Genomic DNA, 20,019 nt, shown 5'->3' with positions numbered 1-20,019 from the left:
TTGTCGTGCGAGAGGACGACGTCGGGGAACTCCTCGCCGAGCACCGACGACACGCGCTCCGCACCCGCGCCGACGGCACCGAATACGAGGCCTGGCACGCGCAGCGAGTCGGGGTCGAACTCGGCGATGAACCGGTCGACCGCGGGGCCTGAGTACAGGCCCGCCTGGATCATGGCCGTCCACTCGCCGATGCTGTGCCCGGCGACCGCGCCGGGACGAATGCCCATGTCGCCGAGGCCACGTGCGAGCAATCGGCCGACCTCGACCACGCCGACGCTGTGCGCACCGATGCCGGTGGACGCGTCGTGGCCGGTCAGGGCTTTCACGCCCAGCAGAGCGGCGATATCGTCCACGCGCGGCGTGAACTCTGCTTCGAGGCCGGGGAAGACGAACGCGATCTTGCTGTCCGGCTCCTGATCGGCCAGCAGCGGCTGCGGGCTGAACCAGATGTCGCTGCGTCCGCGCCACGCCTTGCCGTTGGTCAGGATGCGGCGAGCGAGCTTGAGCTTCTTCGGCGTCGGGTCGGCGATCGCGATGCGGCAGGGGGCAGTGAGGTCAGGGTTCTGCGTCTCACCGGCTTCGAGCAGGTCAAGCAGCTGGAGGAGGTCGGCGGGGGTGGCGGCGCCGAGGCGGAGGATGTGTTCGCCCGCGACGGCCTGCGTCGCATCGGTGGTGACCGGCGCCTGCTCCAGCACGACGTGCGCGTTGACGCCGCCGTAGCCGAACGCGTTCACGCCCGCCCGACGCGGACCCGTCCCCTCGGGCCACGGCCTGGCCTCGCTGAGCGGCTGGAAGCGCGTCGCCTTCAGCTCGGGGGCCGGGTCCTCGCAGTGCAGGGTCGGCGGCAGGACGTTGTGATGGATCGCGAGCGCGGTCTTGATCAGGCTCGCGATACCCGCGGCGGGCATGGTGTGCCCGATCATCGACTTCACCGAGCCGATGACCGCCCCGGGCTCGCCCTCGCGCGGGCCGAAGACCTCGGCTAGCGTCGCGATCTCGGCGGCATCGTCGGCCGGGGTGCCGGTGCCGTGCGCCTCCAGCAGGCCGAGCGCGTCCGCCGCACGCGGGTCGAGCCCGGCGGACTCCCACGCGCGCCGCACCGCACGCACCTGACCTGCGAGTTCCGCGGTGTGCCCGTTGCCCGCGACGCCGGTGCCGCGGATCACGGCGTAGATCCGGTCCCCGTCCGCGAGGGCGTCGTCGAGCCGTTTGAGCACGACCACGCCGGTTCCCTCGCCGATCAGCACGCCGTCGGCAGCGCGATGGAAGGGGCGGATCACCTCGGTGCGGGAGAGCGCGCCGAGCCGGCCGAAAGTACTCCATAGAGTAATGTCATGGCAGTGATGGATGCCGCCCGCGAGCATCACGTCGCAGCGCCCTGACGCAAGAACGGCCATCGCCTGGTCGACCGCGACGAGCGACGAGGCGCACGCGGCATCCACCGTGTACGCCGGTCCGCGCACGTCGAGCCGGTTGGCGATGTGCGATGCCGCGAGGTTGGGTAGGTCCGACTTGGTCGCGGCAGGCCCGAGAGCGTCGGTGAAAGCGCTGCGCACCTGCTCGACGCGGTCTGCGGACAACTCGGGCATGAGCTCGCGCAGCGTGCGCACCAGCTGGTTTGTGGTGCGTACCCGCTGGTCGAGCCGCGCGAGACCCGGTGTGAGGAAGCTGCCACGGCCGAGGATGACGCCGACGCGATCGCCGTCGGGCAGCCACGCGCGTCCACCCGCGTCCTCGATCGCCTCGCTCGCCACGTGCAGGGCGATGAGCTCGTCGGGCTCGATATCGGACTCGACCGGATCGACGGTGATGAACTCGTCCACGAATCCGCCGCGACGGCAGTAGACCCGGTCTGCCCGCTCGGCGGACGAGGCGGGGTCGTAGAACTCCGGGTCCCAGCGACTGGCCGGAGCGTCGGTGATCGCGTCCACACCGGCAACGATATTGCGCCAGTACGTCTCAAGGTCGGAGGCGCCGGGCATCAGCGCCGCCATGCCGACGATGGCGACGGGGACGGTGGCAATGGGGACGGTCGACGCCGCGGACTGTGCACCCGCGGTCGCCGCCGAGTCTGTCAGGGCCATGGTCATCGGCGACTCACCAGCCCGAGGCGGTGTAGACCACCGAGGCCAGGCCGGGCGCGCCGAAGGCCAGCTCACGGAGCACGGCCAGCGCGCCCTCCTCGGGGTCGATCAGGGCTATGCCACGCTTCGCATAGGCCTGCATCAGCTCCGGCGTGACCATGCCGCCGTGCTCACCCGTCGGCGCCCACGGACCCCAGTGCAGTGTCACGCATCGAGCGCCACTGCGCGCCGACCAAGCGGCACCGAGACTCTCCAGCGCGTCGTTCGCGGAGGCGTAGTCGCTCTGGCCGCGGTTTCCCCAGACCGCTGCGATGCTCCCGAACAGCACGCTGAACTTCGGTGGCGCGGGAAGATTGTCGAGGCCTGAGAACAGGGCCCTGGCACCGTCGGCCTTGGTCCCGAAGACGCGGCTGAACGACTCAGGATCCTTATCGGCGATCACCTTGTCCTCGATGACTCCGGCCGCGTAGAGCACGCCGTCGAGGCGCCCGTGTTCGGTGTGGATGTCCTTGAGCAACCCGCTCAGCGCCTCGCCGTCACGCACATCGAGCCGGTGGTAGCGGGGACGTGCGCCGAGCTCGTGCAGCTTGTCGAGGGTGGCGGTGACCTCGCGGGCTGCCAGCGTGGCCGATACGGCGCGCTCGATCTCGGCCGGCGCCCGCATGCCGCTCGCGATCAGCGCGGCGCGGATGGCCGCGGCATCGGGAGCGTCCGCGGTGACCGGCGACTCGGGGCCGGTCGGCACCGCGGTGCGGCCGATCAGCTCGACCCGGGAGCGTGACGCGGCGGCGATCGACGTCGCGATTCGGGCCGCGATCCCGCGTGCGCCGCCGACGACCACGACGACGCTGTCCCGGTCCAGTCCGAGCGCCTGCGCCTCGGCCGCGCCGTCGCCCGCCGGGCCGGCGCCGTTCGCGGCCAGCGCGCCGAGCGACACCCCGACCGCGTCCAGCGCGAGACGGCGGCCGTCGCGGTGCAGGGTCACGGGATGCGCGTCGCCGGTCACGAGCTCGGTGACGAGAGCTGCGGCGAGGTCGGCGGGTGCCGCAGCGGGGTCCACCTCGACAAGGCGGGTCGTCGCGTCCGGGTATTCGCGGGCGATCGTGCGCATCAGGCCTCGAAATCCGACGGCCGGGCCGTGTTCGTCCAACCGGCGTACGGCCAGGAACCAGCGCGGCTCACCGATCAGCGCGGCCTGCACGGCGGAGAACGCTCCGGGCAGGAGCGGCTCGTCGGTGCCGGACACGCCGCCGAGGTGGATGACGCCGTCGGCCTCGCCCTGGGCGATGACTCCGGCTCCGTGGGCGCGCAGCCGCGCGGTCACGGCGTCGGCGAGCGGAGCCGCGTCGCCCTCGTCGCCGAGCAGCAGGAAGCGGGCGCCGGACAGCGAGCCGAAGTCGGCAGCCTCGGGGAACGGCGCCGCGATCTCGTGGACCTCCAAGCGCTGCGGGGCGCGGATGTCGGGTGCGGGGCCGGACGGGATCTGAGCGGGAGCCGGACTCGGAGCCGCAGCAGGGGCCGGGCTCTCGGTCGTGCCGCCGCTGACGTGCGCCGAAAGCCAGTCCGCGATCGCTTTCGCGGTACGCGCCTTGGCCAGCTGCTCCATCTGATCGTCGCTGAGCTCCGCCGCGCCGAGATCAAGCTGCTGAGCAAGCTCACCCGCGATCTCAGTCCGCTTGATCGAGTCCACGCTCAGATCCGCCTCGAGATCGAGGTCGGGCTCGATCATCTCGATCGGGTAGCCGGTGCGCGAACTGATGATGCCGAGAACGGTGCCGAGGAGATCGGCGGGCTGGGTAGTGGGCGTGGGCGCAGGTCCTTCGCCGATGTGCGCGGACAGCCAGTCGGAGATCGCCCGCGCCGTACGCGCCTTCGCCAGCTGCTCCATCTGATCGTCGCTGAGCTCCGCCGCGCCGAGATCGAGCTGCTGAGCAAGCTCACCTGCGATCTCAGTCCGCTTGATCGAGTCGACGCTCAGATCCGCCTCGAGATCGAGGTCGGGCTCGATCATGTCGGTGGGATAGCCCGTACGAGCGCTGATGATCTCCAGCACGGTGCCGAGCAGGTCGGCCGTCTTGGGGCCGGGCGACGGGGCTGGTGCCGGCACCGGCGCCGATTGGACCACGGCGGGAACGGCGGCGGGCAGAGCGACCGGCGCCTCCTGCCAGACGACGCGGCCGGGCGACGGGGCGCCGCCGAGGTAGGCCAGCATCACGTCCCGCTGCGCCGCGACCATCTCGCGGTTCGTCCGAAGGAATTCCGTCAGCAGGGCGTCCTGCGCCGACTGCCCGCCCGCGCCCGAAGTGCCGGCCGAACTTGGGATCACGGTTCCCTCCAAAGTTATTCGTCGGGCCGGGGCCAGTCCCCCGGGTACGCAGGCGCCGTCCTTCGCCGTGCGCACGAGGTGGCCGTCCACGGTCCAGCCCGGCCTCGGCGCGGGCTTCTCGGTGTCGGCGTCCCGAGCGTCGCGGCCTTCGAACAGCCAGCCGGTGTTCAGCGGAACACCGGCCACCGCCAGTGCCGCGATCGCGCGGAGTAGACCGCGCAGTCCGGCGTCCGGGCGGTCCTCGATGGCGACCGCGAGGTGCGGGCGGTCGGCGCCGAGAATCGTGTCGATGAGCCGCGAGAGCACCTTGCCGGGCCCGGCCTCGATGAAGACGCGCACCCCGGCCGCGTACATGGCCTCGATCTCGTCGACGAAACGCACCGGCGAGCCGATCTGCGCCGCCAACTCGGTGCGCACCGCGGCTGCGGACGCGTCGTACGGCGCGGCAGTGCGGTTGGCGAAGATCGTGGTCTCGGGCACGTGCACGGTCAGCGAGTCGAGCACCGAGCCGAACGCGTCACCCGCCGCGGCGACGACCGGGCTGTGGAACGCGCAGGCCACTGCGATCCGCTTTGCGCCAAGACCGGCCGCGCGCAGCTCGATGACCGCCTTGTCGACGGCGTCGGTCGGGCCGGAGATGACCAGCTGCTTCGGTGAGTTCTGATTCGCCGGTACGACGGTTCCGCCGAGACCGGCCGCATCGAGGACCGCCTGCGTGTCGGCCGCACTCGCCGAGACCGCGGCCATCGCGCCCGGGTCGTCGCCCGCCGCCTCCAGGATCACCCGGGCCCGCTCGCGGCTGGCCGAGAGCAATGCGGCCGGGTCAAGCGCTCCGGCGCTGGCCAGGGCCACGAGTTCGCCGTAGCTGTGTCCGGCGACGGCGTCGGGGGTGATGTCCAGGCGGCGGAGCAGGTGGTCGACGGCGAGCCCGGCGATGCCGAGCGTCGGCTGGGCCACGCGAGTGTCGCGGATCCGGTCGTCCTGTTCCACGCGGGTCTGCTCGTCGAAGGCGACCGGCGGGTGCAGCACGCCTGCCCAGTCGCGGCCCAGCCGCAGGTAGTGCTGAAGTTCCGGGAACGCGACGAACAACTCGGCGAGCATGCCAGGTCGCTGGCTTCCCTGCCCCGGGAAGACGAACGCGGTCTTCCCGTCGCCGTCACCGAACCAGGGCTCTTCGTCGCCAGGTTGGTAGAGCCCTGCCACCGGATCGTGCTCGCCGGTGAGGGCCCTGCGACCGAGTACTCCCAGCTCATCGAGGTCTGGTGCGATGAGCGACACCCACGCCCGGCCGCCGCGCGCATCGGCTGCGCGCGACGCGGCGAGCGCCAGGTCACGCAGGCGCCACGGCTCGGACTTGCCGTCCGTCTCACTCAACCGGGTGAGCAACCGATCGATCGACCGGTGTGCGGCCGCGCGGTCGGCGCCGCGGAAGACGAACAGCTCGGCGGGCCACTCGTCGCGGCCGTGGCGCGGGTCGATGGTCGGTGCGTAGCCGGTCAACACGACGTGGAAGTTCGTGCCGCCGAAGCCGAAGGCGCTGACTCCCGCGACGCGGTCGCCGGGCGCTTCTGGCCACGCGCGCGCCGCGGAATGGAAGGCGAAGGGGCTCGAGACGCCGTCCCAGCCGGGGTTCGGCTTCGTCAGGTGCAGGGTCGGCGGACGCACGCCCGTGTGCAGGGCCATCGCCGTCTTGATCAGCCCGGCGAGGCCGGCCGCGCACTTCGTGTGCCCGATCTGCGACTTCACCGACCCGAGTACACAGCTACCCGGCGCCGCGCCCGCGTCGTCGAACACCGCCGACAGGGTACGAAGTTCGGTGCGGTCGCCGACCACGGTTCCGGTGCCGTGCGCCTCGACCAGGCCCACCGCCGCCGGGGATATGCCGGCATTGCGATACGCTCGGTCCAGCGCCCGCCGCTGGCCCTCTGGCCGGGGCGCGGTGAGGCCGAGCGCGCGTCCGTCGCTCGCGCCGCCGACGCCCTTGATCACCGCGTAGACCCGGTCGCCGTCCCGCTCCGCGTCCGTGAGCCGCTTGAGCACGAGGCACGCCACGCCCTCGCCGAGAGCGATGCCGTCGGCGTCCGCGTCGAAGGTGCGCGAGCGACCGTTCGACGACAGGGCATGAACGGAGGAGAACATCAAGTAGTCGTTGACACCGTTGTGCAGGTCCACGCCGCCGCAGAGCACGAGGTCGCTTGATCCGGCCGTGAGCTCTTTGCAGGCCACGTCCACGGCCGCGAGCGACGATGCGCACGCCGCGTCGACCGTGTAGTTGGTTCCGCCGAGGTCGAGTCGGTTGGCGATGCGCCCGGCGATCACGTTGGCGAGCACGCCGGGGAACGAGTCCTCGGTCAGCCTCGGCAACTGCTCGTCGAGCTCAGGCGGCAGGCTGCCGAGGTACGAGGGCAACGTGTTGCGCAGCACGCCCGCGTTGGACAGGTCGCTGCCCGCCTCGGCGCCGAAGACCACCGACGTGCGCTCGTGGTCCACGCCGGGCCGGTCGTAGCCCGCATCCACCAGCGCGCGACGCGCGGACTCGAGCGCGAGCAGTTGCGTCGGCTCGATGCTGCCGAGCGCTGCAGGTGGGATGCCGTAGCGCAGCGGGTCGAAGGCGATCGGCGGCAGGAAACCGCCCCACTTGGACGGTGTGCCGCGTCCGGCATTGCGTCCCACGGCGTTCGGGTCGTAGTAGAGCTCTGGGTCCCAGCGTTCTTTCGGCACTTCGGTCACGCGGTCGACGCCGTCGAGAACCGTGGCCCAGAACGAGGCGAGGTCGGGCGAACCGGGGAACATGCAGGCCATACCGACGATCGCGACGTCGAGCGGTTCGGGGGTCTCCTCCGCATCCGTCGCCGGGACGCTCTTGACGCCGAGTTCGTCTGTCCGCTCGGCGTAGTAAGCCTTGGCGCCGCTGGTGACCGTGGCATGCAGTTCGGCGACCGTCGTGACCGAATCCCGCAGGACCGCGACCTGCCCGGCCATGAACATGCCCTGCGCGAGCTGCCCGTCCCCATCGACGGTGATCAGTTCGTCGCCCTCGCGTCGCAGACCCTTGCTGGCGATGCGGAGGCGACCGACGTTGAGGTTCTCCAGCTTCTCCCAAGCCTCACGGCTAGGCACGCCCTCGTCGCGCAATTGCTGCTTGAGCTGCTCGAACTCCTCCGTGAACGGGCTGACGACGCCGCGCGTCGTGTGGCCGGGCGCGGTCTCCAGCAGCGCGGTGGCGTCGGCGACGACGACCTGCTGCTGGAAGATCGGCTGAATGGCGCCGTGCTCGACGGCTTCCTCGGTGAAGAGGTACGCGGTGCCCATCAGGACACCGATACGCACGCCCCTGGCCACGAGCGGTCGCGTCATCGCGGCGACCATCGCGGCCGAGCGGGCGTCGTGCACGCCCCCGGCGAACAGCACCTCGCAGGCCGCGCCATCGCCGGAATCGTCATTGCGGCCGACGAGCCAGTCCTCGATGACACCGATCTGCGCCTCCCACAACGGGAAGCTGGCGCGCGGCCCGGTGTGGCCGCCGCACTCGGAACCTTCGAACACGAACTTGCGCGCGCCCGCCTCGAGGAACTGGCCGAGCAATCCGGGCGACGGGACGTGCAGGAACGTGCTGATGCCCTGTTCTTCGAGCGCGTGCGCCTGGGCCGGTCGGCCGCCCGCCACGATCGCGCACTTCGGTCGCAGCTCCCTGATGACGTCGAGCTGCGCGCTGCGGATGTGCTCAGGCGCGAAGCCGAGCACGCCGACTCCCCACGGCCTGTCGCCGAGCGCGGCCGCGGTCTGCCGCATCAACGTGCGAGTGTTCTCGCCGGTCGCGAGGGCCAGCGCGAGGAAGGGCAGCGCGCCGTCCTCGGCCACCGCGGCGGCGAAGGCGGCCTGGTCGCTGACCCGCGTCATCGGGCCCTGAGCCACCGGAATACGAATATCGAGACTTGCGGCGAGCGGCGCGCCGTCCGCCAGCGCGTCGGCCGCGCCATCCTCGCGCAGGGCCTCGAGGATCGCGGTGCTGACCGCGCGGATCGCGCTCGCCGCGTCGCCGTACCGCGCCCGGAACCGGGCCGCGAGGAAGCCGTCCTGGCCGACCGCCGGAAGCGTGGCCGGATCGATCGCGTTCGGGCCCTCGAGCGCGTCGCTGGAAACTCCGCGGGGTCGCAAAATGCGGCGCCCGCCGACGAGCTGCGTCTCCGAGCCGTCCATCCCACGCAGGACGTTCCCGATCCGTTCGGGCAGGTCAGCCTCCGGCATGAGCGCGAGCTGCGTGTCGAGCACGACTCCCGCCGCGCCGCCGATCACCGCCGCCGCGGCGGTGTGCTCGCCGATGCCCCCCACCGACCAGACCGGCACGCCGAGGTCCGCGGCGACGAGCTGCTGCAGCAGGACGAAGCTGCTGAGCTCACCGACCACTCCCCCGGCCTCGTTCCCGCGCGCGATCAGGCCGTACACCCCGGCGTCGGCCGCCGCGCGCGCCTCGTCGAGCGAGGTCACCTCGACCAGCACGCGGTACGGCGCGAGCCCGGGCTCGTCCGCCGACCAGGGCGAACCCGCGCCGAGCACGACCAGGTCCACCCTGCCGGGCGCGAGGACTTCGAGCTCTTCGATGCCGAGGCGGCAACCGGCGTCGGCGCGCACGCCGAAGCCGCCGCCCGCGCCGTCCGGTGAGCGCGTCCACCAGCAGGCGAGTTCCAGGGCGCGGCGGGCGGCGGGCCGGGAGCGGCCGAGATCCAGGATCCCGGTGCTTGCGGGCTCGGCCCGGGCGGCGGCCGACGTCAAGCGGGCGTTCGGTATTCCGCACGGCGTGATGACCAGCACGAGCTCGCGCCGATTCCGGGCAGGGAGCAGCGCAGCGGCTGAGGGCATGATGGCGCGTTCCTTAAGGTGGGTGCTCAAGGGGGTGCTCAGGAAACCACATCGTTACCCGCGGGTAGGAGCAGTGTTTCACGCTCAGGGTGACCAGAGTGTTAACGCACGGTCGCGTCATGCATCCCGGAACCCATATCTTCGTCAATGGCAGGCAAAGCGGATCCATCCCGATCGGCCGGGATATAAAGGAGGGATGAAAACCTCGCCGGTCCAGCTCGATGACCTGGGGTATTCCGTGCGGCACCGTACGCGACCGGTGCGGCGGATCGTTTCACTCGTGCCCTCGCTCACCGAGGCGGTGGCGGCGAGCGAGCCGGGACTGCTCGTCGGGGCGACGCAGTGGTGTACGCATCCTGCGGATCTCGACGTCGAGCGCATCGGTGGCACGAAGAACCCTGACATCGAGCGCATCGTCGCGCTGCGTCCCGACCTGGTGCTGGCCAACGAGGAGGAGAACCGCGCGCCGGATCTCGCGGCGTTGCGCGAAGCCGGGTTGCCGGTTTGGGTGACCGAGATCCGCACACTGGACGAGGCCTTCCACTCGCTGCACCGGATGCTGATCCTGGCCTGCGGGCTGCCGCGACCGGAATGGCTTGACGAGGCCGAGGCGGCATGGACGGCCGCTGCGACCGAGAGCGTGCCCGCAGGCGCAACCCGCCGCGCCCTCGTCCCGATCTGGCGCCGTCCGTGGATGGTCCTCGGCCGCGACACCTTCGCCGGCGACGTGCTGCGTCGCCTCGGCATCGAGAACTGCTACGCCGCCCACCCCGAGCGTTATCCGAAGATCCCCCTCGCCGAACTCCAGGCCCAGCAGGCCGACCTCGTCGTGCTGCCCGACGAGCCGTACGCCTTCAGTCTTGAGGACGGCCCGGAAGCATTCCCCGACCTGCCCGCCGCGCTCGTGAGTGGCAGGCATCTGACCTGGTACGGCCCGAGCCTCGCGGAGGCCCCGAGCGTGCTGCTGAATCAACTCGCTGTCGCCCATTGAGCCTAATAGTCGGCCTGGCGTGCGGCGGGTCGTGCGAAGGTTGAGAAGTGCCCCAGGTCGAGCCGCATGTCAACGACGACGTGGACCTCGACGAACTCGATCCGCGGGGACGGGCCAGGCGCCGGGCCGAGCGTGCGGCGAGTCCGCCGGCGGTCCGGCGCAGGCGACGCAGAGTGCTCAAGATCACCGCGTTGTGCGCGTCGGGCGTGGTGCTGGGCGTCGTGGCGCTGGGGTTCTACATCGTGCATCACCTGTTCAGCCGAGTGGATACGGTCAGCCTCGACCGCCTGACACACCGCCCGACCACCGCACGGCCCAATCCCGCGGGCGACACGCCGCTGAACATCCTCGTGCTCGGCTCGCAGACTCGCGACGGCCAGCACGGCGTCCGCCTCGGCAATGCGACGAAGAACGGCACCGACCTGTCCGACACCGCCTTTCTGGTGCATCTCTCGGCCGATCGCCGCTGGTCGGAGATCGTCTCGATTCCGCGCGATCTGGAGGTCGCGCGGCCCGACTGCCCGAGCCGCTTCGACCCGAGCGTGACAGTGCCGGGCGCCGAGCAGGACATGTTCGACGCTGCGATGAACTACGGCGGTCCGGCCTGCGCGGTCGCCACGGTCGAGCAGATGACCGACATCCGGGTCGACCACTTCGTCGAACTCACCTTCAACGCCTTCGAGCAGTTGACCGACGCGGTGGGCGGCGTCACGGTCTGCGTGCCGCCGCCGGGCATCAACGACCCGAACTACTCCGGGCTGGTCATGAGCGCCGGGCTGCACACGATCAGCGGCGACGTGGCGCTGGAATTCATCCGCGACCGGCACGGGCTCTCGCTCGGCATGGACACTCAACGCATCCAGATGCAGCAGATGTTCATGACCTCGCTGTTCACCAAGCTCACCGCGAACGGAACGCTGGAGGACCCGATCACCCTCTACCGGATCGCGAACGCCGTCACGAGCAACATCACCGTGGACCCGGCGCTCGATGATATCAGTACCATGATTTCGATCGCGGAGAGCGTGGGCACCACCGAGAAGAAGTACATGCAGTACATCACCGTGCCCTACGAACTCGACCCGAACGATCCGAACCGTCTGGTGCCCGGCAACGGGTTCGAGGCGGCCTGGAACTACCTGCGTATCGACAAGCCGCTGCCCGGATCGCCGGCGGCCGCGGCCTTCGGCACCGTCCCGAGCCCGGACCTGCCCACCCAGCCCGCCGGATACTCCGTGCACACCGATCCCACCCCCACGCCCTCGATCGACACCGAGTCGCGCAACGGCAACGACGACCTCTGCTCCGGACTGCCCGCGGTCGCGGACTACGGCGGCTCGCCGTGAGCAGGTCAGGCAGGTCGAGCAGGTCGAGCAGGTCTGGCAGGTCGGGCAGACCGAGCAGTTCGGACACGCCGAGCGTGACAGGTTGGCAGTTGACGGAGCCCCGGTGATCGCTGAGGATTGCCCGAATGGACGATGACCGGTCCCGACGCTCGCTGCCGTTGTCCGGCATCCTGATCGCCGACTTCGGCCGGGTCCTGGCCGCGCCCTACGCGACGATGCTGCTCGCGGACCTCGGCGCCGAGGTGATCAAGATCGAGCGTCCCGGCACCGGTGACGACACGCGGGCCTGGGGACCGCCGTTCGCGGACGACGAATCAACGTACTTCCTCTCCGTCAACCGCAACAAGCGCTCCTTCGCCGCCGACCTCGAAGACCCGGCGGACCTGGCCGCGGTGCACGAACTCGTCCGCCGCGCCGACGTGCTCATCGAGAACTTCCGGCCCGACTCGCTGGCCCGACACGGTCTCGACTACGACGCCGCGCGCTCGCTCAATCCCGGCATCGTCTACTGCTCGGTGACGGGCTTCGGGGCAGGCAGCGGAGGGCGGCTGCCGGGCTACGACCTGCTGGTTCAGGCGGTCGGCGGGCTGATGAGCGTGACCGGGCCGGGTCCGGGCCAGCCGGTGAAGACGGGAGTCGCGCTGGTCGACGTGCTCACCGGTCTGCACGCGGCGGTCGGCATCCTCGCCGCGCTCCGGCACCGCGAGGCGACCGGCGAGGGTCAGCGCGTCGAGGTGAACCTGCTCGGCACGCTGCTGTCCTCGATGGTGAACCAGAGCGCCGGATTCACGGCCGGTGACGTGGTGCCGGGAATCCTCGGCAACCGGCATCCGTCGATTGCTCCATACGAGGTATTCGAGGCCGCCGACCGACCGTTCGTTCTCGCCGTGGGCAACGACCGGCAGTTCGCAGCGCTCTGCGACGTGCTCGGGCTGCCCGAACTCGTCGAGGACCCGCGCTTCGCCACGAACCCGGCACGCGTCGCCCAGGTGGAGCAGTTGGCCGACCGGCTGAACGCGCGGCTGCGCACCCGTTCGGCGGCAGACTGGTATGAGCGGCTGACGCCGAGGGGCGTACCGTGCGGGCCGGTCAACGACCTGGCGGGCGCGTTCGCGCTGGCTGAGAAACTGGGCCTCGCGCCACGGGTGGATATTGGTAGTGAAGATGAAGGCATCTCGCTGGTAGCCAACCCCATCGGCCTGTCCGCAACACCGCCCGTCTACCACTCGCGTCCACCGCGGCTCGGCGAGCACACCGCCGAGCTGCGCGCTTGGCTCGAAGCATCGAAGGAGCAGACATGACACCCGCACCGCTCAGCGATCCTTTCGATCTGCTGGACATTTCGTCGCAGGTCGGCGACGAGGAACGGGACATCCAGGCGACGGTGCGCGCGTTCCTGGCCGAGCGGGTGAGGCCGCACATCGCCGACTGGTTCGAGACGGCGACCTTCCCGCGCGAACTGGTGCCGGAACTCGGCAAGCTGGGCGTGCTCGGCATGCACCTGACCGGCTACGGCTGCGCCGGGACCAGCGCGACCGCGTACGGCCTGGCGTGCCTCGAACTCGAGGCCGTCGACTCGGGCCTGCGGAGCTTCGTCTCCGTACAGGGCTCGCTCGCGATGTACTCCATTTGGCGGTACGGCTCCGAAGACCAGAAGCAGCAGTGGCTCCCCCGGCTGGCCGCCGGCGAGGCGATCGGCTGCTTCGGGCTGACCGAGCCCGACCACGGCTCCGACCCCGCCGACATGAGCACCCGCGCCGTACGCGACGGCGGCGACTGGATCCTCAACGGCTCCAAGATGTGGATCACCAACGGCGGAATCGCGGACTTGGCCACGGTGTGGGCGTCGACCGAGGAGGGCGTTCGGGGCTTCCTGGTCCCGCGCGGCGCGGCCGGGTTCACGACGCACGACATCAAGCAGAAGCTGTCGATGCGCGCTTCGGTCACCTCGGAACTCGTGTTCGAGGACGTCCGGCTGCCCGATTCCGCCCGGCTCCCGGAGGCGCGCAGCCTCGGGGCGCCGCTCGGCTGCCTGAACGAGGCGCGCTTCGGGATTCTCTTCGGCGCCCTCGGCGCGGGCCGCGACAGCCTCCAGGCCGCCCTGGACTACGCCGACTCGCGCATCCAGTTCGGCCGCTCCATCAGCGGCTTCCAGCTCACGCAGCGCAAGCTCGCCGACATGGCCGTCTCGCTGAACACCGGGATGCTGCTCGCGCTGCACCTCGCCAAGTTGAAGGAGGCCGGCCGAATCCGGCCCGAGCAGGTCAGCGTGGGCAAGCTCAACAACGTCCGGGCCGCGCTCGACATCGCCCGCGAGTGCCGGACCATTCTCGGCGCGAACGGCGTATCGCTCGAGTACGCGCCGCTGCGGCACGCCAACAATCTCGAGTCCGTGCTCACCTACGAGGGCACCGAGGAGATCCACACCCTCGTCGTCGGGCAGGCGCTCACCGGCGTGTCGGCCTTCCGCTGACTCCGCCTCCGGTTGGAGGCGGTACCAGACCCGCAGCGCGGAATCTCCAACCGGTCTCTACCCTCGCGCCGACGTGCCGGTACCGGCCCGGAACGTAGTTTCGTTCCGTCGGCCGGACCGGTCGGCCCGCCTCACCAGGGCGGAAGTCGCGTGGAGGGGAAACGCACATGTCCGGCCTCGAGATTCTCGCCGTCGTCGCGATCATCGGTTGGATCATCTTCCGCCAGGTCCGCGGCGAACCGCTGCGCGGCAAGCGCGCGGTGCTGCTGCCGGCGATCCTGACCGTGATCGGCTTCACCGACCTGCACGGCACGAACGGCTCGCACCTGCAGAGCGTCGACGTCGTGGCGATCACGATCGGTGCCGTCGGGTCCGTCGTCATCGGGCTCGGCTTCGGCGCGATCACCCGGCTCGACGAGCGCGGCGGCCACCTGTGGGCGCAACTGCCGGTGTACGGGCTCTGGCTCTGGCTCGCCCTGTTCGCCTGGCGCGGTGTGGCGTACGTGATCGCCGACGGAATGCACGCCCACGTCGCTGCCTCGACCTCGACGCTGCTGTTCGGTCTCGGCCTGAACCGGCTGGCGCAGGCCGCGGTGATAGTGCCGCGGGCGATGGCGATGGGCGTGCCCTTCGCGCCGGAGAAGGACGGCAAAGTGTTCATGGCCGACATGTTCGACCGCGACCGCGCCCGCTGAAGCACGCGATACTAAGCGGATGCTGCGCATCATCATCGCCGACGACCAGGCCAGCGTGCGCGAAGGCCTGGTCGTACTGCTCGGCGGACTGCCCGACATCGACGTGGTGGCGGCCGCGGCGGACGGCGAGCAGGCCCTCGCCCTCGTAGCCGAGCACCAGCCGGACGCCATCCTGCTGGACCTGCACATGCCGGTGCTCGACGGCATCGAGACCACGCGGCGGCTCAAGGCCGATCACGCGCAGGTCGCAATCGTCGTACTCACCACGTACCTCGACGACTCGTCCGTGCTCGACGCCCTTCGTGCTGGGGCACGCAGCTACCTGACGAAGGACGCGGACCGCAAGGACATCGCGAACGCGCTGCACGCCGCCGCCGACGGGCTGTCAGTGCTCGATCCGCGGGCGCGGGCGACGCTCATGACTGCCGCCGCGCCTCAGTCGTCGCCGCAATCCTCCACGCTGCCGGACGGTCTGACGCAGCGTGAAGCGGAGATCCTGCGGCTGATCGCGCAGGGCCTGACGAATCCGGAGATCGCGGCGCGGCTGTTCCTGAGCGGCCACACCATCAAGACCCACATAAACCGCATCTTCGCGAAGACCGGCTCCGCGGACCGAACCGCCGCCATCGGCTACGCGCGGCGGCACGGAGTTTCCTAGGTCTGCGTGCTCTGCGTGCTCTGCGTTTGCGCGACCGGGATCACAGCATCGATCCACCCGCCGAAATCCAACGACCGTTACGCGACCGGATCGATCCACCCGCCGAAGTCCGCCGCGAGCGCCTGGGCCTGCGGCGGGCCCCAGCTGCCCGGCAGGTACTCGTGTACCGGCACGTCCCCTCGCAGGATCGGATCCACGACCCGCCAGGCCGCCTCGACCGTCTCCTGCCGCGCGAACAGCCAGTGCTCGCCGGTGAGCGCGGCGGCGATGAGCCGGTCGTAGGGCCGGGTGTCCTGCCCGGCCTCCTGGTTGAACGCGAGTTCCTGCGCCTCGGCCTGCCAGTCCGGCCCCGGCTTCTTGCCCGCCACCGTCAGGGCGACGACCGTGTCCGGCCAGATCCGGAACCGAAGCCGGTTCGCCGGGGGCGGCGTCTGGAGCGCGAATGCGTCGTAGGGCGGGTGGCGGAACTGCACGGTCACGTCGGTGGCGGTGACCGGCATCAGCTTGCCGGCGCGGATCGCGATCGGCACGTCGGCCCAGCGCCAGGAGTCGCAGGCGAGCCGGATCGCGGCGTACGTCTCCACGTTCGAGTCCGCAGCGACGCCCTCGATCGTGCGGTAGCCCTCGTACTGCCCGAAGACCGAGTCCTTCGCCGTCAGCGGCCGCAGCGACGCGATGACCTGCGACTTCTCCTCGACCCAGGACTCCAGGGTGGTGCCGTGCGGCGGGTCGGCGAGGATCGTGGCGAGCACCTGGAGCATGTGGTTCTGCATCACGTCGCGGATCGCGCCGGTCTGGTCGTAGAACCGGCCCCGGTCCGCGACGCCGAAGTCCTCCGCCATGGTGATCTGGATGCTCTCCACGTACGTGCGGTTGAGCAGCGGCTCGACGATGGCGTTGGCGAAGCGCGCGAAGTGCACGTTGCCCACCGACTCGAGCCCGAGCCAGTGGTCCACCCGGTAGATCGAGCCCTCGGGGAAGTGCTCGTGCAGCGTGTCGTTGAGCTCGCGGGCGCTGCCCAGGTCGAAGCCGAAGGGCTTTTCCACCATGATCCGGCTGCCCTTCGCGAGGCCGGCCAGGGCCAGCCCGTCGGCGATCCGGCCGAAGAGCGAGGGCGGCACCTCGAGATAGAACAGCGCGCGCGAACCGGGCTGCATCTCGGCGGCGACGGCGGTGTACGTGCCCTGATCGTTGAGGTCGCCGTCCACGTAGCGCAGCAGCTCCAGCATCTGCCGCGCGGCCGGGGCATCCGGGTCCATGTCGTTGTGCCGCAGCGATTCGACGGCGTATTCGCGGAAGCGGTCCAGCTTCCAGCCCATGTTCGACACGCCGACCACGGGGACCTTGAGCACGCCCCGCTCGACCAGCCCGACCAGTGCCGGGAAGGTCTCGAGTTTGGCGAGGTCGCCGGTCGCGCCGAAGATGACGAGGCAGTCCATCCGGTTCTCGGGCATCGCGTGCTCGCTCTCCCTGGAGGTTCGGTCCCGGTCCAGCCTGGCTTAACGCTCGAGGTCGTCGCCCTCTGGGTTCCGCCGCGCGGGTGACGACAGATACTCCTCGAAGGCCTCGACCTTCTCGGCCAGTTCACGCATCGCGTCCACGATCATTCCAGGTTCGCCGCGTTGCAAGGGTTCGTACTCACAGAACTGGCTCTCCACCAGCGCGGCGGGCATGAAGTGGTCGACGCGGGCGGCCACGCGTTCCCACGCGGCCTCCTTGTCGACCGCCAATTGCAGGAACCGGACCGTGGGCGCGGCGGCGAGCAGGGCGTCGCGGTACTTGCGCTTGAGCGCCGAGCAGGCGATCACGCCGCCGTCGGCGGCCGCCATCTCCCCGACCCGTACCGCCAACGAGGCGAGCCACGGCAGCCGGTCCTCGTCGTCGAGGGGCCTGCCCGCGGCCATCTTGGCGATACTCGCCGCGGTGTGCAGCTCGTCCCCGTCGAGGAACGGCACCGACATCTCCTCGGCCAGCGCGCGCCCGACCGTGCTCTTCCCGCTCCCGGAGACACCGATCACGATCACGACCAGCGCGCCCATGCGAGCAGCCTCCTCGGTCTTCGCCTCGACAACGAGCCTAGCCCTGTACCGCGCTGTAGATGCTGAACCCGGCGAGCACGAGCATGATCACCGCGGCAATACGGGTGATGACCGTGAGCGGCACGACCTTGAGCAGCCCGCGGCCGCCGACGATGGCGAGCCCGGCGACCGCCCACAGGCCGAGCACCGCGCCGACTGCGACCGAGAGCAGGTCGTGCTGGTAGCGGGCGGCCAGGTTCGCGGTGAGGATCTGCGTCAGGTCGCCGAACTCCGCGACCAGGATCACCAGGAACGCGGTCGAGGCCACGCGCAGGAAGGTCGGCTCGGTGCCCTGCTTGATCTCCAGGTCCTCCTCTTCCTCCTGCTCGTGCCGCCCGCGCAGCAGCAGGAGGGCGCCGATGAGGAACAGCCCGGCCACCACACCTTCCAGCACGCGATGCGGCAGCAGGGAGAGCAGGCCGCCCGCGGCGATGGCCAGTCCGACGTGCACGAGGAACGCGCCGGCGGCACCGGCGAACACGTAGCTCGGCCGGTAGCGGGTGCCGAGCACCAGGCTGGCGAGTGCGGTCTTGTCGGGGAGTTCGGCCAGGAACACCAGCACGAACACGGTGGCGATGACGAGGAGGCTCACAGAGTCCCCACCCTTCGGACGGGCCGTCCCGAAGGCCCCGGGAACAGGGGAGGTTCCGGCACGGCAGCGGTCAACGGCTGCTCGGCCGAAGGTCTCGCCCAGCACCCCGACTTCGGGCGCCCCGGGTGCCGGGCCGAGGACCGTGGTCCGCAAGGCCAGTATGTCGACATCCCGGCGTCGGGCTACTCCCCTTCGCTTGAGGTCATGGTATCAGTCCCGACAGGCCGGACGCACAGTTCAGAGCACAGTTCAGAGCACGTTCACAGCGCAGTTCAGAGCACATCCAGGATCTCCAGCGCGGCCGTCCGCGTCGCCGCCTCCGAGAGGATCCTGCGCTCGTACCGCAGCGGGATCGTGTGCGCCCGCGCCGCCTCGACCAAGGTGCGCTGCGGACCGTCGTCCCAGTTCTTGGCCAGCATCAGGGTCACGGTGAAGTCCTGGTTCCGCGCGGTCTCGTCGGCGGAGTGGTAGACGAGCCGCTCTATCGCGTACTGCCGGCCGGCCGAGACCTTGTCGATCTTGCGCTCCTCGATCGCGGTCTCCATGCCCGTGTCGGTGAACACGTCGACGTCCTCTCCCCCGTCCTTCCTGATCTCGAAGATCCGGTACCGGTTCGGCCCGTCGTCGACGAGTTCCAGCTGCTTGTTGATGACGTTCCCGGCGAGCACCGAGCTGACCATGTCGAACGTGTGCATGTGCATGTCCGAGGTGGGCGAGGTCTCGCGCTGCGCTCCGGGCAGCCAGCCGTGGACGCAGAGCCCGAACTCGGCGGAGCGGTAGACCGGGATGCAGTGGAAGCCGAGCGGATGCAGCTTGGCCGCGGGCGCGCACTCGCCTCTCGCGGTCCGCTCGAGGAAATGCCGTACCCGCGATGTCAGAGAATCAGCCTCATCACCCCCCTTGTGCTCCAGTCTGCTACGGAGAGTCGACGCCTCTTGATAGGTCGCCGCCGTGGGCTTCATGGCCGTCAAGCCTCTCTACGATGGCGATCAAGTCGCCATCGGTGAACTCAGGAACCGGAAGGTGAAGCTCTTTCAGAAGGTTGGTGATGTGGTAGCCGCGTATCCGCTCCCCGTCGCAGAGGGACGACCATTCGACGGCTTGCAGCTTGATATCAGTGCGCTTGGCCCGCTCCCACGCCTCGCCGAGTTCGCGCTCGTAGCTGTGGAAGAACTGCTCGCGGAACCGCACCATCGCGGCCTGCTCGGCGTGTCCGGCGGGAGTGAGGATGAGCCGGTCGTCGGTCAGGTCGACCTGCTGGGCGGAGAAGAGCGCGGAGAGCCGGATGTGCGCGTGCAGCCGACGGTTCTCCTTGCGCTCCAGGCAGACGGCGATGATCGTCGCGTACGTCTCGATCTGCAACTGCCTACGGGACGCGTCGACGCCGTCCAGGCCGAAGTGCGCGCCGTATTCGCGGCAGGCCAGGTCGTTGGCCGCGTTGAGCAGTTCTATGTGCAGCGTTATGGGACGCCGCAGGGCGCGCGACGCCTGGCCGTCGCGGGCACGGGCACCGACATCCACCTCTGGCGCGTCGGCACCGACCGCATCGCGAAGCGCGTCACGACACTCCGCGGCCACACCGGCGTCGTCAACCGACTGTCGTTCAGTCGCGACGGAAGATTGCTGGCCAGCGCCGCCGACGACGGCAACATCCGGTTGTGGACCATCCCGCCGACCGACGGCCGGATCGAGGATGCGCGACCTCGCAGCACCCTGATCAAACTGCCACGCGGCTGGGCCGCCGTCGCACCCGACGGCCGGTACAAGACCGACGGCGACGTCTCCGGCGAGCTGTGGCACCTCGTCGGCATGTGCCGCTTCGAACTCGGCGAGCTGGACGGCTATCTGGACCAGGTGCGCGAGGTGGGCCTGGAGGAAGAACTCTGATCGGGTCGGGACCGGGAACGGGATCGGCT

Annotated in this window: 13 protein-coding genes; 7 read left to right on the top strand and 6 right to left on the bottom strand. The window is 70.2% G+C overall.

Features of this window, described 5'->3' with window-relative positions; translation table 11 throughout:
• Together VG296_RS16075 and VG296_RS16070 are read right to left on the bottom strand one after the other, a co-directional pair.
• The coding region (locus tag VG296_RS16075) for a beta-ketoacyl synthase N-terminal-like domain-containing protein (protein WP_349259574.1) at nt 1-1,994 on the bottom strand (1,994 nt) is incomplete at its 3' end.
• 103 nt (nt 1,995-2,097) lie between these two features.
• Nucleotides 2,098-9,270, bottom strand: a complete 7,173-nt coding sequence (locus VG296_RS16070) for an SDR family oxidoreductase (RefSeq protein WP_325566533.1) — start codon at nt 9,268-9,270, stop codon at nt 2,098-2,100.
• A 259-nt stretch (nt 9,271-9,529) separates the two neighbouring features.
• Between VG296_RS16070 and VG296_RS16065 the strand changes: the two genes are divergently transcribed.
• The 6 genes from VG296_RS16065 to VG296_RS16040 all read left to right on the top strand — a co-directional run bounded on the left by VG296_RS16065 (nt 9,530) and on the right by VG296_RS16040 (nt 15,433).
• Nucleotides 9,530-10,261 carry a helical backbone metal receptor gene (locus VG296_RS16065; protein WP_349259573.1) on the top strand — a complete coding sequence of 244 codons (732 nt, stop codon included), beginning with the start codon at nt 9,530-9,532 and terminating at the stop codon, nt 10,259-10,261.
• Nucleotides 10,262-10,308: 47 nt separating this feature from the next.
• Nucleotides 10,309-11,607, top strand: coding sequence for an LCP family protein (locus VG296_RS16060; protein WP_325566532.1), 1,299 nt, complete (start codon nt 10,309-10,311; stop codon nt 11,605-11,607).
• Nucleotides 11,608-11,732: 125 nt separating this feature from the next.
• The gene (locus VG296_RS16055) at nt 11,733-12,908 is read left to right on the top strand and encodes a CoA transferase (RefSeq protein WP_325566531.1); all 1,176 of its coding nucleotides are present in this window, start codon (nt 11,733-11,735) and stop codon (nt 12,906-12,908) included.
• On the top strand, nt 12,905-14,080 hold the full coding sequence (locus VG296_RS16050) for an acyl-CoA dehydrogenase family protein (RefSeq protein ID WP_325566530.1): 1,176 nt from the start codon (nt 12,905-12,907) through the stop codon (nt 14,078-14,080). The genes VG296_RS16055 and VG296_RS16050 overlap by 4 nt, the downstream gene beginning before the upstream one ends.
• Nucleotides 14,081-14,247: 167 nt before the next feature.
• Nucleotides 14,248-14,775 carry a hypothetical protein gene (locus VG296_RS16045; RefSeq protein ID WP_325566529.1) on the top strand — a complete coding sequence of 176 codons (528 nt, stop codon included), beginning with the start codon at nt 14,248-14,250 and terminating at the stop codon, nt 14,773-14,775.
• Nucleotides 14,776-14,794: 19 nt separating this feature from the next.
• A complete protein-coding gene (locus tag VG296_RS16040) occupies nt 14,795-15,433 on the top strand; it encodes a response regulator transcription factor (RefSeq protein ID WP_325566528.1) in 639 nt (212 codons plus the stop codon).
• A gap of 77 nt (nt 15,434-15,510) precedes the next feature.
• Here the strand turns inward: VG296_RS16040 and zwf are convergent, their stop codons facing one another.
• The 4 genes from zwf to VG296_RS16020 form a co-directional block, all read right to left on the bottom strand.
• Nucleotides 15,511-16,887 carry a glucose-6-phosphate dehydrogenase gene (gene zwf / locus VG296_RS16035; RefSeq protein WP_325566527.1) on the bottom strand — a complete coding sequence of 459 codons (1,377 nt, stop codon included), beginning with the start codon at nt 16,885-16,887 and terminating at the stop codon, nt 15,511-15,513.
• 45 nt (nt 16,888-16,932) lie between these two features.
• Complete coding sequence (locus VG296_RS16030; protein ID WP_325566526.1) at nt 16,933-17,472, bottom strand: gluconokinase, GntK/IdnK-type; 540 nt, start codon at nt 17,470-17,472, stop codon at nt 16,933-16,935.
• Between the two features lie 37 nt (nt 17,473-17,509).
• On the bottom strand, nt 17,510-18,103 hold the full coding sequence (locus VG296_RS16025) for a TMEM165/GDT1 family protein (RefSeq protein ID WP_325566525.1): 594 nt from the start codon (nt 18,101-18,103) through the stop codon (nt 17,510-17,512).
• 272 nt (nt 18,104-18,375) lie between these two features.
• Complete coding sequence (locus tag VG296_RS16020) at nt 18,376-19,065, bottom strand: hypothetical protein (protein ID WP_325566524.1); 690 nt, start codon at nt 19,063-19,065, stop codon at nt 18,376-18,378.
• On the opposite strand from VG296_RS16020, the gene VG296_RS16015 reads away from it, so the two are divergent.
• Nucleotides 19,064-19,990, top strand: a complete 927-nt coding sequence (locus VG296_RS16015) for a WD40 repeat domain-containing protein (RefSeq protein WP_325566535.1) — start codon at nt 19,064-19,066, stop codon at nt 19,988-19,990. The genes VG296_RS16020 and VG296_RS16015 overlap by 2 nt on opposite strands.
• Nucleotides 19,991-20,019 lie beyond the last annotated feature (29 nt).

This window comes from Actinospica sp., from assembly GCF_035552695.1.
GTDB lineage: Bacteria > Actinomycetota > Actinomycetes > Streptomycetales > Catenulisporaceae > Actinospica.
Note: the sequence above shows the minus strand (reverse complement) of the source record. Positions and strands in the feature narration are given on the sequence as shown.

Coding starts and splice junctions, on each gene's coding strand:
- zwf (WP_325566527.1), bottom strand. CDS start 16,887: ATGCCCGAGAACCGGATGGACTGCCTCGTCATCTTCGGCGCGACCGGC.
- VG296_RS16045 (WP_325566529.1), top strand. CDS start 14,248: ATGTCCGGCCTCGAGATTCTCGCCGTCGTCGCGATCATCGGTTGGATC.
- VG296_RS16015 (WP_325566535.1), top strand. CDS start 19,064: ATGGCCGTCAAGCCTCTCTACGATGGCGATCAAGTCGCCATCGGTGAA.
- VG296_RS16040 (WP_325566528.1), top strand. CDS start 14,795: ATGCTGCGCATCATCATCGCCGACGACCAGGCCAGCGTGCGCGAAGGC.
- VG296_RS16050 (WP_325566530.1), top strand. CDS start 12,905: ATGACACCCGCACCGCTCAGCGATCCTTTCGATCTGCTGGACATTTCG.
- VG296_RS16070 (WP_325566533.1), bottom strand. CDS start 9,270: ATGCCCTCAGCCGCTGCGCTGCTCCCTGCCCGGAATCGGCGCGAGCTC.
- VG296_RS16030 (WP_325566526.1), bottom strand. CDS start 17,472: ATGGGCGCGCTGGTCGTGATCGTGATCGGTGTCTCCGGGAGCGGGAAG.
- VG296_RS16020 (WP_325566524.1), bottom strand. CDS start 19,065: ATGAAGCCCACGGCGGCGACCTATCAAGAGGCGTCGACTCTCCGTAGC.
- VG296_RS16055 (WP_325566531.1), top strand. CDS start 11,733: ATGGACGATGACCGGTCCCGACGCTCGCTGCCGTTGTCCGGCATCCTG.